This is a genomic window from Paraburkholderia sp. 22099, from assembly GCF_052045835.1.
GTDB classification, from domain to species: Bacteria; Pseudomonadota; Gammaproteobacteria; order Burkholderiales; family Burkholderiaceae; genus Paraburkholderia; species Paraburkholderia terricola.
The window spans coordinates 61,276-75,264 of sequence record NZ_JBQEPU010000029.1 but is presented as its reverse complement, the minus strand read 5'-3'; the positions used below and the strand labels follow the sequence as shown (position 1 = coordinate 75,264).

At 64.6% G+C, this 13,989-nt stretch carries 10 protein-coding genes and 1 tRNA gene; 3 read left to right on the top strand and 8 right to left on the bottom strand.

All coding sequences use genetic code 11. The features are described 5' to 3' along the window. Window positions 1–199: 199 nt before the first annotated feature. The 5 genes from ACTJLC_RS24430 to ACTJLC_RS24410 all read right to left on the bottom strand — a co-directional run bounded on the left by ACTJLC_RS24430 (window position 200) and on the right by ACTJLC_RS24410 (window position 5,479). A complete protein-coding gene (locus ACTJLC_RS24430; protein WP_073430778.1) occupies window positions 200–733 on the bottom strand; it encodes a GNAT family N-acetyltransferase in 534 nt (177 codons plus the stop codon). Window positions 734–925: 192 nt separating this feature from the next. Then, on the bottom strand, window positions 926–1,711 hold the full coding sequence (map, locus tag ACTJLC_RS24425; protein WP_310134778.1) for a type I methionyl aminopeptidase: 786 nt from the start codon (window positions 1,709–1,711) through the stop codon (window positions 926–928). A gap of 748 nt (window positions 1,712–2,459) precedes the next feature. Further along, window positions 2,460–2,549 (bottom strand) — tRNA-Ser (locus ACTJLC_RS24420). Window positions 2,550–2,723: 174 nt separating this feature from the next. Continuing rightward, window positions 2,724–4,019, bottom strand: a complete 1,296-nt coding sequence (gene serS / locus ACTJLC_RS24415) for a serine--tRNA ligase (protein WP_154873490.1) — start codon at window positions 4,017–4,019, stop codon at window positions 2,724–2,726. Between the two features lie 146 nt (window positions 4,020–4,165). Beyond that, on the bottom strand, window positions 4,166–5,479 hold the full coding sequence (locus tag ACTJLC_RS24410) for a replication-associated recombination protein A (RefSeq protein ID WP_310134782.1): 1,314 nt from the start codon (window positions 5,477–5,479) through the stop codon (window positions 4,166–4,168). A gap of 301 nt (window positions 5,480–5,780) precedes the next feature. On the opposite strand from ACTJLC_RS24410, the gene cytX reads away from it, so the two are divergent. Then, on the top strand, window positions 5,781–7,097 hold the full coding sequence (gene cytX, locus ACTJLC_RS24405; RefSeq protein WP_114162028.1) for a putative hydroxymethylpyrimidine transporter CytX: 1,317 nt from the start codon (window positions 5,781–5,783) through the stop codon (window positions 7,095–7,097). A 79-nt stretch (window positions 7,098–7,176) separates the two neighbouring features. Here the strand turns inward: cytX and speB are convergent, their stop codons facing one another. Then, entirely contained in the window at window positions 7,177–8,166 is a 990-nt protein-coding gene (gene speB / locus ACTJLC_RS24400) for an agmatinase (RefSeq protein ID WP_073430783.1), read from the bottom strand. A gap of 158 nt (window positions 8,167–8,324) precedes the next feature. Here speB and ACTJLC_RS24395 point away from each other — a divergent pair, with 158 nt between their 5' ends. After that, window positions 8,325–9,245: a LysR family transcriptional regulator gene (locus ACTJLC_RS24395; RefSeq protein WP_310134785.1), complete on the top strand. Its 921-nt coding sequence runs from the start codon at window positions 8,325–8,327 to the stop codon at window positions 9,243–9,245. A gap of 9 nt (window positions 9,246–9,254) precedes the next feature. Here ACTJLC_RS24395 and lolA read toward each other — a convergent pair whose 3' ends face one another. Together lolA and ACTJLC_RS24385 are read right to left on the bottom strand one after the other, a co-directional pair. Beyond that, window positions 9,255–9,998, bottom strand: a complete 744-nt coding sequence (lolA, locus tag ACTJLC_RS24390; protein WP_310118696.1) for an outer membrane lipoprotein chaperone LolA — start codon at window positions 9,996–9,998, stop codon at window positions 9,255–9,257. Window positions 9,999–10,254: 256 nt separating this feature from the next. After that, window positions 10,255–12,570 carry a DNA translocase FtsK gene (locus ACTJLC_RS24385; protein WP_440845473.1) on the bottom strand — a complete coding sequence of 772 codons (2,316 nt, stop codon included), beginning with the start codon at window positions 12,568–12,570 and terminating at the stop codon, window positions 10,255–10,257. Window positions 12,571–12,964: 394 nt separating this feature from the next. Between ACTJLC_RS24385 and trxB the strand changes: the two genes are divergently transcribed. Beyond that, on the top strand, window positions 12,965–13,963 hold the full coding sequence (trxB, locus tag ACTJLC_RS24380) for a thioredoxin-disulfide reductase (protein WP_073430787.1): 999 nt from the start codon (window positions 12,965–12,967) through the stop codon (window positions 13,961–13,963). The last annotated feature ends 26 nt before the right edge of the window (window positions 13,964–13,989 follow it).

Below are 13,989 nucleotides of genomic sequence, written 5' to 3'. Positions count from 1 at the left end.
TTTTACAGGCGTCCGCGCGTGCGGCCAGCTTTTTTGCCGGGAGAGCGACTGCCGCGAACACGCCGTTACCATGAGGACGGCCACGCGGTAGCCAAAGAGGCTGCGCTCGCGCCGTCGAGCCGGCCGAAAACGCCGGACAGACGCAGTTGGGCACACGCGGAGGGGAATCGAGCGGCAGCTTGTTGCGCCGCTCGCGAGATCACTGCTGGGATGCCTGTGAGGTGGTGGGCACGTGCCGCACCAGCAGACTTTCGGCTTGCTCGGGCGCGCGCGCGACGCGCCGGTGTTCGCCGGTGGGACCGAAGCCGAGCGCCTCGTAGAAGCGCATTGCATTGCGATTGGCGTCGGCGACCCACGCGTGGATTTCGGTGGCGCCCTGGTTGGCGAGCCAGGCGCTGGCCGTGTCGACCAGCAACTCGCCGCCCCGCAGATGACGCACGGCCGGCGCCACCCACAACTCGCAGACGAACGCGCGACGCGGCGTGGTGTCGTCGAAATGCGCTTCGATCAAGCCGGCGGGATGGCCTTCGGTGTAAAGAATGAAGGTGGTGATGCGCAATGAAACCGCGTGTTCCGCGGCGGTGGCGTCGAAACTCGCGGCGTCGGCCGACAACGCGTCTTCTAGCGTCGCGCCGAAGGCATAGGGCGCCTCGCGCAGCGATGCGGTACGGAGTTCGCGAAAAACGGCGCCTTGATCAGCGGCGATACGGCGAACGGTCAGTGACGGACTCATGCAGACGAAAACCCCTTAAAACCTTAAGGCGTAGCTTTAACCGAACCGGCGCGCGAGTCAAATCATTATTTACTGGCGCACAGATACGGCGCGACGCAAGGGCACGCGGCAAAGCACGCGCTGCGCGCAAACCGAGCAGCATTTCACGCGCCCGGCATAACTGCGTCATGCGATGCAGTGCACAAGCGCGGCTCAAGATGCCGCGTAGCTGCCGGTGCCGTCCGGCCAAGGCGTCAGCAGCTCGTAGCCTTCGTCGGTCACGGCGATCATGTGCTCCCACTGCGCCGACAACGAGCGGTCCTTGGTGACCACTGTCCAGCCGTCGCGCAACACCGTCGTGCCGGCGCGGCCCGCGTTGATCATCGGTTCGATCGTGAAGACCATGCCGGGCTTCAGACGCACGCCCTGCCCCGGCTGACCGTAGTGCAGCACTTGCGGGTCTTCGTGGTAGACCTTGCCGATGCCGTGGCCGCAATAGTCGCGCACGATCGAAAAGCCGTCGCGTTGCGCGATCTGCTGAATCGCATGACCGACGTCGCCGAGCGTTGCACCCGGCCTGACTTCGCGGATGCCCGCGAGCATCGCTTCATAGGTCGTGTCGATCAACTGGCGTGCGACGGTGCTCGGCTGGCCGACGCAATACATGCGGCTTGTGTCGCCGAAATAGCCGTCCTTGATGATCGCGACGTCGATGTTGATGATGTCGCCGTCCTTGAGGATTTCGCTGCGATTCGGAATGCCGTGGCAGACCACCTGGTTGACGGAAGTGCAGACCGTCTTCGGAAAACCCAGATAGCCGACGTTGGCCGGAACCGATTTCTGCGTGTTGACGATGTAGTCGTTGCACAGCGCGTCGAGCTCGTCGGTGGAGACACCGGCCTTGACGTGTTCGCCGATCATCGCCAGTACGTCGGCCGCGAGGCGGCCGGAAATGCGCAGCTTCGCGATGTCATCGGGAGTCTTGTAGGAAATGGCCATGAGTTCGGTCGATGGGAGTCGGTGTTTGATGGGCGCGGCGCAGCCTTTCGATCGCGCAATTGTACAGAGGATCGTTGGCGGGGCCTGGCGAGCCGAGTCGGGTTTGGCGGTTCGGCGAGTTTTCAGCGGTGTTGATCGACGATCTGGATAGCCGACTGACCGCGACCATTGCCGGAGCGGAATTCATGCGGCACGGACACGGGCGCTGCGACGGTATGGATACCTTGCCGCCATTGCCACTGACTAGCAGAAAGCTATCACTAGCATTGGCGATAACGCGCTGTGAGGCATCGGATTTTTGATCCCATTGGACGGCGTCGTTCCAGTTTCGACGAAGCCATCACGGCTAGCTCGCTCTAGCTGGAACAACATTCTTCGGCGAGCGTTTTTCACAAACTGCGTGGCGTTACCACTTGCAACTGCCATCAACCATTACGCTCATATTGGCCAAGAATGCGGTCTTCTGGTTGTGCTTGTTGGTGTAGACCATGGAGGACACGAGAAGCGCCTTGCCATTTCGTCGGCATTCAACCAACCGCATCTCGTTGCGCGCACTGTTCGATTCGCTCGACGCCTTGCAGATGAATCCACCCCGAGTGCAGGTGCGAACACGACTTTCGGCGGACTATCACTGCCCCGCCTTGGTCTTCAGATCATGCGTTTGATAGATGGCGTTTGATAGATGAAATGTGAGCCAAAAACAAGAACCCCGCGAGTCTTTCGACTTCGCGGGGTTCTTGATGAATTCTGGCGGAAAGGGTGAGATTCGAACTCACGGTACCCCTAAAGGTACACCGGATTTCGAGTCCGGCGCATTCGACCACTCTGCCACCTTTCCGGGTCTTCCAACTCGACAACAACGGGGCTGTTTCGTCAGATCCAAGCGGGTCGTCGCTTGGGAGAAAAAGATTATAAAACAGCCCAATCCGATTTCCAAGCCCCTCGCTTAAAAAATTTCAACGAGGCCAAGCAACCCAACGCGACCACAGCCACGCGCCAGCCAGTGGATCAATCAGCCCGCCGTCGCTTCCAGCCGTTCGAGACCACCGAGGTAAGGCCGCAGCGCCGCCGGCACCGTCACCGAGCCATCGGCGTTCTGGAAGTTCTCCAGCACCGCGACGAGCGTGCGGCCCACGGCAAGACCCGATCCGTTCAGCGTATGAACCAGCTCCGGCTTGCCCTGCGCATTGCGATAGCGCGCCTGCATCCGGCGCGCCTGGAACGACTCGGTATTCGAGCAGCTGGAAATCTCGCGATACGTGTTTTGCGCCGGCACCCAAACCTCGAGGTCATAGGTCTTGGCCGCCGAGAAACCCATGTCGCCCGTACACAGCGTAATCACGCGGTATGGCAGTTCGAGCTTCTGCAGGATCGCCTCGGCATGACCGACCATCTGCTCCAGCGCGTCATACGACGCTTCCGGCGCGACGATCTGCACCATCTCGACCTTGTCGAACTGATGCTGACGGATCAGCCCGCGCGTGTCGCGGCCATACGAGCCCGCTTCCGAGCGGAAGCACGGCGAATGCGCGGTGAGCTTGATCGGCAGCGCGTCCGTTTCGACGATGCTGTCGCGCACGGTGTTGGTCAGCGAGATTTCCGACGTCGAGATCAGGTACTGCGTGACCGTGTTCTCGTCGCCACCCTTCTCGACGCGGAACATGTCGTCGGCGAATTTCGGCAGTTGGCCGGTGCCGTACAGAATCTCCGGATTCACGATGTACGGCGTGTAGATCTCGGTGTAGCCGTGCTGCTGCGTATGCGTGTCGATCATGAACTGCGCGAGCGCGCGATGCAGCCGCGCGATCTGTCCGCGCAACAACGTGAAACGCGCACCGGAGAGCTTGGCGCCGGTCTCGAAGTCGAGCCCGAGCGGCGCGCCCACGTCGACGTGATCCTTCACGTCAAAATCGAACTCGCGCGGCGTGCCCCAGCGGCGCACTTCCACATTCCCGGTTTCGTCGTCGCCCACGGGCACGCTTTCGTGCGGCAGGTTCGGCACGCCGAGCAGCAGATCGGACAAGCGCTTCTGGATATCGTCGAGTCTCGCCGCCGAGGCCTTCATCTCGTCGCCGATTCCGCTCACTTCGGCCATCACCGCCGAAGTGTCCTCGCCCCGCCCTTTCATCGCGCCGATCTGTTTCGACAGGCTGTTGCGGCGCGCCTGCATCTCTTCGGTACGGGTTTGGGTGTCGCGGCGTTCCGCTTCGAGCGCGGTGAACGCCGCCACGTCGAGGGTATAGCCGCGGTCGGCGAGGCGCCTGGCAACGCCGTCGAGGTCTTTGCGCAGCAACTGGATGTCGAGCATGGGATGGGGCGGGTGTTCGTTGTATGAAGCTGGGATTTTAGCGCACCGGCGCGGGCGGCCGGTGCGTTAGATGGTCGAGGCGGGCGGAATGCCGACATGGCATGCGCCGCGACGACACGGCAGACGCCGCAACGAACCGATCCGGCTCAACCCTTCTTCGGCTTGTTCTCGCTGCGCCACCGCGCGTCGAGTTCCGCGAGACGCGCCATCTTGTCGGCGATCTTGCCTTCGAGACCGCGCGGCGTCGGCTCGTACCAATGCGGATCGCGCATGTTGTCCGGCAGATAGGTCTCGCCGGCCGCATACGCGTCCGGTTCGTCGTGCGCATAGCGATATTCGTGGCCGTAGCCGAGTTCCTTCATCAGCTTGGTCGGCGCATTGCGCAGATGCACGGGCACGCCGCGCGACTGGTCCTTGCCGACGAAACGGCGCGCCTCGTTGTACGCGTTGTATCCGGCGTTCGACTTCGGCGCGACCGCCAGATAGATGATCGCCTGCGCCAGCGCCAGCTCGCCCTCGGGCGTGCCGAGGCGTTCGTAGGTTTCGGCGGCGTCGAGCGCGATGCGGGCCGCGCGCGGGTCGGCGAGACCGATGTCCTCCCACGCCATGCGCACGATGCGCCGCGCGAGATAGCGCGGGTCCGCGCCGCCGTCGAGCATGCGGCAGAACCAGTACAGCGCGCCGTCGGGACTGCTGCCCCGCACCGATTTATGCAGCGCGCTGATCTGGTCGTAGAACGCGTCGCCGCCCTTGTCGAAGCGGCGCAGATTCTCCGCGAGCGCGCTGCCGAGCAACGCGCCGTCGATTTCCGTGGTTTTCTGCTGCGAGGCCGCGCGCGCGACGATCTCCAGGTTGTTCAGCAGCTTGCGGCCGTCGCCGTCGGCGGAACCGATCAACGCGTCGCGTGCTTCGTCGGTGAACGTGAGGCCGCCGAGTTCCTGCTGCGCGCGATCGAGCAGTTCGCGCTGCTCGTCGTCGTTCAGGCTCTTCAGCACGTAGACCGCGGCGCGCGAGAGCAACGCGCTATTCACCTCGAACGACGGATTCTCGGTCGTCGCGCCGACGAACACGAACAGCCCCGACTCGACGTGCGGCAAGAACGCGTCCTGCTGGCTCTTGTTGAAGCGATGCACTTCGTCGACGAACACCAGCGTCTGGTGTCCGTTCGCGCGATGGATCTGCGCGGTCTCGACGGCTTCGCGAATATCCTTCACGCCCGACAGCACCGCGGAGAGCGCGATGAACTCGGCGTGAAACGCGTCGGCCATGAGGCGCGCGAGCGTGGTCTTGCCGACGCCGGGCGGACCCCAGAGGATCATCGAGTGCGCCTCGCCGGATTCGAACGCGACCCGCAGCGGCTTGTTCGGGCCGAGCAGGTGCTTCTGGCCGATCACTTCGTCGATATTGCGGGGCCGCAGGCGTTCGGCGAGCGGCACATTGCTACGGGTTTCTTCAAACATGACGTTTTGGGGATAATCTCGGCTTTTGCGGACGCGGTCCGTATGAAGGCGGCGTGCTGCCGGATGAACAAAGCCGGCACGCGAAGGCGCGGGCCACGTCCTGCATTATGACAGTGACCGGGGCCCGGCGATGAGCGGCCCGGCGTGGCGGAGCGATCCGCGCGGCGAAGCCGGAAACGCAACGCCGGCGTCACGGCGCCAATCAGCGCGCGACGCAGCAGACGCATGCGCGGCCAACATCGCACGCGAATCGACAGCGACACGCAGCGTCGCCGACAACATCGACAGGAACACTACCCAGATGGCACAAGACCCACTCGCCGGCGACGCCGGTTCCACCTACGCACCGCTCACGCCGGTGCCCGACGCGCGCCGCGCGTTTCGCACCGGCGACGCGTTCGCGCTGTGGTTCTCGCTCGGCATCGGCCTGCTGGTCGCGCAAGCGGGCGCGCTGCTCGTGCCGGGGCTGTCGCTGCCGCATGCGTTGCTCGCGATCGTGATCGGCAGCGCGATCGGCGTCGTGCTGCTGGCCCTGGCCGGCGTGATCGGCACGGACACCGGGCTCGCGGCGATGTCGTCGCTGCGGCCCACGCTCGGCGTGCGCGGCGCGTCGGTGCCGGCGGTGCTGAACGCGGTGCAACTGGTCGGCTGGGGCTCGTTCGAAGTGATCGTGATGCGCGATTCCGCCGACGCGCTCGCGAGGCAGTCGTTCGGCCTCTCGATGCCGCTGATCTGGACGGTGATCTTCGGCTTGCTCGCCACGCTGCTCGCGATCAGCGGCCCGCTCTCGTTCGTGCGGCGCTTTCTGCGCACCTGGGGCATCTGGCTGCTGCTGGCGGGCGCCGCGTGGCTCACGTGGAACCTGCTCGCCAAACACGATCTGGCCGCGCTGATGCGCCGCCCCGGCACCGGCGAGATGCCGTTCGGCGGCGCGATCGACCTCGTGGTGGCGATGCCGCTGTCGTGGCTGCCGCTGATCGCCGACTACACGCGCTTCGGCCGACGCCCTGGCGAAACCTTCCGCGGCACGCTGCTCGGCTACGGCATCGCGAACATCTGGTTCTACGCGCTCGGCGCGATCTACGGCCTCGCGGCGGGCGGCGGCGACACGCTGTTGACGAGCGCGCTGGCTCAAGCCGGCGGCGGCCTCGCGCTGCTGCTGATCCTGATCGACGAGGTCGACAACGCCTTCGCCGACATTCACTCCGCGGCGGTCTCGACCGGCACCTTCTGGACGCGCGGCAGCGTGCCGTTGCTGTCCGCGGCATTCGGTGCGCTCTGCACGCTGATCGCGTTGATGGTGCCGATGGCGAAGTATCAGAACTTCCTGCTGCTGATCGGCTCGGTGTTCGCGCCGCTGTTCGGCGTGGTGCTGGTGGATCACTTCATCGTGCGCAAGCGCCGCATCGAGGCCGCCGCACTCGCCGACGTGCGCGGCCGTTATGGCTTCTCCGGCGGCTGGCATCTGAGCGCGTTCATCGCGTGGGCGATCGGCATCGCCGCGTATCAGGCGATCAATCAATGGCTGCCGAATCTCGGCGCGACGCTGCCCGCGCTGGTGATCGGCGCGGTGTGTTATCTGGTGTTCGTGTCGACGCGCAAGACTGCGTACGCGTGAGTTTCAACATCCGCGCGATGGATGGAAATGGCCCGCATTCGCGGGCCATTACGCCAATACAACTCAGGAGCGCATCAGCCTAACGCGTGGCCGCCCGATATTCGACGCCCGGCAACACGCACAGCAATTCGAACGCGAGATTCGCACCGAGCAACGCGGTCGTGCCGAACGGATCATACGGCGGCGCGACTTCAACCAGATCGCAGCCGACGATGTTCAGTCCGTGCGAGCCGCGAATGATTTCCAGCGCTTGCGGCACCGTCAAACCGGCGATTTCCGGCGTACCCGTACCTGGCGCAAACGCCGGATCGATCCCGTCGATGTCGAACGTGATGTACACCGGCGCGTCGCCCATCCTTTCGCGCACGCGCGCCATCAGCGGCGCGAGCGACTGGTTCCAGCACGCCTCGGCCTGCACGACCTCGAAGCCCTGATCGCGGCACCAATCGAAATCGTCGGCCGCGTAACCCGTACCGCGCAAACCGATCTGCACGACGCGCTCGCAATCGAGCAAGCCTTCTTCCACCGCGCGGCGAAACGGCGTGCCGTGCGCGATCTTCTCGCCCATCATCGTGTCGTTGACGTCGGCGTGCGCGTCGACGTGAATCAGCCCGACCTTGCCGTGCTTGCGATGAATCGCGCGCAGGATCGGCAGCGCAATGGTGTGGTCGCCGCCCAGCGTGATCGGCTTGCAATCGTGCTGGAGGATCTCGTCGTAGGCGGTTTCAATGCGCGCGATCGAATCGTGCAGGTTGTACGGGTTGATCGCGACATCGCCGAGATCGGCCACCCGCAGCGAATCGAACGGCGCGGCGCGCGTGGCCATGTTGTACGGGCGCAGCAGCACCGATTCGCTGCGGATCTGGCGCGGCCCGAAGCGCGCGCCGGTGCGGTTCGACGTGCCGAGATCGAACGGCACGCCGACGAAGCAGGCGTCGAAACCCGCGGCCGAGCCGACGTTCGGCAACCGCATCATCGTCGCAATGCCGCCGCAGCGGGGCATCGCGTTACCGGACAGCGGTTGCGGCCGTTCGCCGGCTTCGGGGGAAATGAAGGAAGAGGGTTTCATCGTGGCTCGGCAATGAAAAGGCGCACAGGCGAATGCGTGCGGACCGGCGCAAGGGTAAGCACTTGGCCGGATGAGCCTTGATTCTTGAGCAGTTTCCCGGAACGTCAAATGTGAACAGAATAAAGTTCACATTGATTCCGAGCGATGTATCCTCAAGCATGTTCTCCCAACTCACCGATCTCGATCTGCGGCTGATCCGCGTGTTTCTCGCCATCGTCGACGCCGGCGGCGTCTCGCCGGCGCAGGCCACGCTCAATATCGGCCAGTCGACCATCAGCACGCAGCTTGCGACGCTGGAAACGCGCCTCGGCTATCGCCTCTGCGCGCGCGGCCGCGGCGGCTTCAGCCTGACGGCGCGCGGCGAGCAGTTCGTCGACGCCGCTCGCGCCCTGCTGTCGGCCGTCGATACCTTCGGCATGCAGGTCCGCAACGTCGGCCGCAAGCTGGTGGGCACGCTCGATATCGGCATGATCGGCCACACGCCGGTATCGGCGAGCGCGCGCATCAGCGACGCGATCGGCCGGTTCCGCGCGCGCGATCAGTCGGTGCGTTTTTCGATTCTGGTGCGCTCGCCGGGCGAGCTGGAAGAGTTGCTGCTCAATGGCCGGATTCAGATCGGCATCGGCTATTTCTGGCATCGCGTGCCGTCGCTCGACTACACCGAAGTGTTCGCGGAAGATCAGTTCGCCTATTGCGCGAAAGGGCATCCGCTGTTCGCTTCAGCCGGCGAAGTGTCGCCCGATGAAGCCGCGGCACATGAATGGGCGTGGCGCAGTTATCCGCTGCCCGAAGCGGAGAACTCGACCACGCCGCCCAACGTGACCGCCGTCGCGGACAACATGGAAGCGGTCGCGATGCTCGTGCTGTCCGGGCATCATCTCGGCTATTTGCCGGGGCATTTCGCGGCGCCGTTCGTCGAGCAAGGACTGCTCGCCGCGTTGAACCCGGCGCGGATGCGCTACCGCGTCGTGTTCCATATGGTCACGCGGGCGCGGCAGCACCGAACGGAGATCGTCGAGGCGTTCATCGACGATATGAAGGCCGCGCATGCGGTCGAACTTCCCAAAGCGAACGAGTAGCGCGTTCGCTTAACCGTTGATCACATCCGCGCCCTTCGGCACCGTGAACTTGAACGCATCGGCCGGCAACGGCGGGTTCTTCTGAATGTTCGAGAACGTCAGCAGCGTCACGTTGCCGAACACGTCGTGCAATTCCATCGCTTCGAGATTGCCGTCCTTGAAGCCGATGCCCACGCGCTGAAACTGCGTGTCTTTCGCCTTCGGCGTGAGTTCGAGCCAGTCGATGCCGGCCTTCACGCCCGCATCGTGCAGCGTGAAGTTCTTCTCCAGATCGTTGCTGCCGAACAGGATCGCCGCCGGGCTCGCGCCGAGCGCGCCGCCCAAGCTGCGCACCGTGACCTGATTCAGATCCTTGTCGTACACGTAGAGCTTGTCGCCGTCCGCTTGCAGCAGTTGCGCATAAGGCTTCTCGTATTGCCAGATGAATTTGCCCGGCCGCGCGAACGTGAAGGTGCCGCTCGACGTGCCGCGCTTGCCGCTACCCGCGGTGGACAGCACGCCGCTTGCCGCGCTGGCGCCTTGCGCCTTGCCTGGCGCCCGCACTTCCTGCTGCACGAACGTGCCGCGCGCCGAGTGGACTTGCGCGACGAATGCCTTCAGTTGCTCGGTGCCGCCAGCGAATGCCTGCGACGCGACCAGCATCGACGCGCCGATCGCCACGCTGCCGATGCGACGCGCGATGGTCCCCGCAAGCTGGCCGAAACGGCTGGATTGAGCACGCTGTCGAGCGTGCCGCTGCGTGAATAGCTGCATATTATGTTCTCCCTTGATTGAATTCGTTGAGCGGTCGCGGCGGCCGGCGAATAAACCAGCGGCTGCGGGACCGTGGCGGCTGTGCGTGCCGCGAGGTCGAGAGCGCTGCCCGCGACCTTGCCGTATCAGCTTAGTCGCCGAGGCTTAAACGGGGCTTATTGGAGCCATGCGGCGCGATGCTGCGGTGGATGGGACCCACCGGTCATGCGCGCATGCGCAACCTTCGCCGCCATCCAGGCGGACCAGGCCACGCACCCTACTCCGCTTCGCGCGCCGGCGCGAGAATCTCGCGATTGCCGTTCGACGACATCGCCGACACCACGCCCGAGTTCTCCATCTGCTCGAGCAAACGGGCCGCGCGGTTGTAGCCGATGCGCAAATGCCGCTGCACCAGCGAGATCGAAGCGCGGCGGTTTTTCAGCACCACGTCGACCGCCTGATCGTATAAGGGATCCGACTCGCCGTCGCCGGACCCGGCTCCGCCTGCACCCGCCGAGCCTTCGTCGCCCTCGCCCGTCACGCCGCCTTCGAGAATGCCCTCGATGTAGTTCGGCTCGCCCTGTTCCTTGAGCTTGTCCACCACGCGGTGCACTTCCTCGTCGGATACGAACGCGCCATGCACCCGCACCGGCAGGCCGCTGCCCGGCGGCAGATACAGCATGTCGCCCATGCCGAGCAGCGATTCCGCGCCCTGCTGGTCGAGAATCGTGCGCGAGTCGATTTTCGACGACACCTGGAACGCCATCCGCGTCGGCACATTGGCCTTGATCAGCCCGGTAATCACGTCGACCGACGGACGCTGCGTGGCCAGAATCAGATGGATACCGGCCGCACGCGCCTTCTGCGCGATTCGCGCGATCAATTCCTCGACCTTCTTGCCGACCACCATCATCAGGTCGGCCAGTTCGTCGATCACGACGACGATGTGCGGCAGGCGCGTGAGCGGTTCCGGCTCGTCCGGCGTGAGGCTGAACGGATTCGGCAGCTTTTCGTCGCGCTTGGCCGCTTCGTCGATCTTGTTGTTGTAGCCGGCGAGATTGCGCACGCCGAGCTTGCTCATCAGCTTGTAGCGGCGCTCCATTTCGGCGACCGCCCAGTTCAGCGCGTGACCGGCCTGGCGCATGTCGGTCACCACCGGACACAGCAGATGCGGAATGCCTTCGTAGACGCTCATTTCGAGCATCTTCGGGTCGATCAGGATCATGCGGACCTGGTCGGCGCTCGCCTTGTAGAGCAGCGAGAGGATCATTGCGTTGATACCCACCGACTTGCCCGAGCCGGTCGTACCGGCCACCAGCAAGTGCGGCATTTTCGCGAGGTCGGCGCACACCGGCTTGCCGCCGATGTCCTTGCCGAGGCCCATGGTGAGCGGCGAGGCGGCGTCCGCGTAGACCGCCGAGCCGAGAATCTCCGAGAGGCTCACGGTTTGCCGGCGCTGATTCGGCAACTCCAGCGCCATGTAATTCTTGCCCGGAATGGTTTCGACCACGCGGATCGACACGAGCGACAGCGACCGCGCAAGGTCCTTGGCCAGATTGACGATCTGGCTGCCCTTCACGCCGGTGGCCGGCTCGATTTCATAACGCGTGACGACCGGACCGGGATAGGCGGCCACCACGCTCACTTCGACGCCGAAGTCCTTGAGCTTTTTCTCGATCAGACGCGATGTGAATTCCAGCGTATCCGCCGAGATGCTTTCCTGCGCGACGGGCGCGGGATCGAGCAGCGAAATCGGCGGCAACGTGGAGTCGCCGGGCAGATCGGTGAAGAGCGGCACTTGCCGTTCTTTCTCGACGCGCTCGGATTTGGCCGGCGAAACGACCGGCGGCACGATCATGACCGGTTCGTGCTCCTCGATCCGCACACGGCCCTTCTCGACCTTGCCTTCGCGCTTGACGGCGGCCGCCTCGCCCAGCTTGCGGTCGCGGCCGGCCTCGCGGCGCAGCTTGGCGAACGTCACCGCGGAGATGATCGATTCGCCGACCTTCTCCGACACCGACAGCCACGAAAAACGGAAATACAGCGACAAGCCGATGCCGAGCACGATCAACAGCGCCAGCGTGCCGCCCGTGAAGCCGAGCGCATGCGACACGCCGCGCGCGACAGCCTCGCCGATCACGCCGCCCGGCGCGCGCGGCAACTGCACTTTCAGCGACCACGTGCGCAGCGCCTCGATGCCGTCGCAGGCCAGCAGCACGAGCATGAACGCGAACGCGTCCGCGAGCCAGCTGGCGTCGCGCGGCGCGTCTTCGTCAAGATCCTCGTGACGGGTGATGCGCTTGTAGTTGGCGGAGATATGACGGCCGAGCAGCACGATCCACCAGTAGGCGGACAGGCCGAACAGCAGCAGCAGGATGTCGGACGTCCACGCACCGACGCGGCCCGCCCAGTTGGCGATGTGGTCGACTTGCGCGGCGTGCGTCCAGCTCGGGTCGCGCCTGCTGTAACTGACGAGCGCCATCAGCAGGAACACGCCGAGCGCCACCTGCAGGATCCAGCGGATTTCGGTGAAAAGGCGCGACATGCGGTGCGGCAATGCCTGCGCGCTCGCGGAATAGGGAGCTTTTGCCATTGATCCTGTTGCGTGTGTGGCCCGAGTGTTGCCGCTTTCCGGCGTGGCGCCCGGCTTGGTGCCTGGCTGATTGCCCGGCTCGTTTCCCCGCCTGAGTCGAGGCCGAAGCCTCGCCCGGCGCGGCTTCGGGCCCGATCCCGGCGACCGGGAAGTTCGATCCGGCCTATTGTAAACGCAGTGTCGGACGCGAGGCTGTAAATGACGGTAACTTGGCCGATTGGCCACGCAAAAGCGCGCCGCCCCCGCGGGCGACGCTATCGCCGCGATGAGAAAGCTTCATGAAGCAGGCCGGCGCCCCGCCCTTTATAATGCCGCACTGACACCCATCTACAGTTTCAGCCCAAGTCGCGCGGCCTCGCATGGGCGAGCCGGGCGCCGTATAAGGATTTCGATCATGCCCGCTACTTCCACGAAACACGCCAAGGTTCTGATTCTCGGTTCCGGCCCCGCCGGCTATACGGCGGCGGTCTACGCGGCGCGCGCCAATCTCGCGCCGGTGCTCGTCACGGGTCTCGCCCAAGGCGGCCAGCTGATGACCACGACCGACGTCGAAAACTGGCCTGCCGACGCCAACGGCGTGCAAGGCCCGGAACTGATGACGCGCTTTCTGGAGCATGCCGAGCGCTTCAACACCGAAATCATTTTCGACCACATCCACACGGCAAAACTGGATGAAAAACCGATCCGCCTGATCGGCGATTCGGGCGAATACACGTGCGACTCGCTGATCATCTCGACCGGCGCATCGGCGCAATACCTCGGCCTGCCGTCCGAGGAGGCATTCATGGGCAAGGGCGTGTCGGCCTGCGCCACTTGCGACGGCTTCTTCTACAAGCAACAACACGTGGCCGTGGTCGGCGGCGGCAATACCGCGGTCGAGGAAGCGCTGTACCTGTCGGGCATCGCGAAGAAGGTGACCGTGATCCATCGCCGCGACAAGTTCCGCGCCGAGCCGATCCTGATCGACCGGCTGCTCGCGAAGGAAAAGGAAGGCGTCGTCGAGATCAAGTGGAACCATACGCTCGATGAAGTCACCGGCGATCAATCGGGCGTGACCGGCGTGCGCATCAAGCACACGCAAAGCGGCGAAACCACCGATATCGCTTTGCAGGGTCTGTTCGTCGCGATCGGCCACAAGCCGAACACGGATATCTTCGAAGGCCAGTTGGAGATGAAGAACGGCTACATCATCACCAAGGGCGGCCTGAACGGTTTTGCCACCGCCACCAGCGTGCCGGGCGTGTTCGCGGCGGGCGACGTGCAGGACCACGTGTACCGTCAGGCGATCACCAGCGCGGGCACGGGCTGCATGGCCGCGCTCGATGCGCAACGCTATCTGGAGAGCATCGAGGAAATCGGCGAGCACGTAATGAGCGCGGAAGCCGAGCGTTGATCCAGGACGGCAAGCCGCACCGCCGT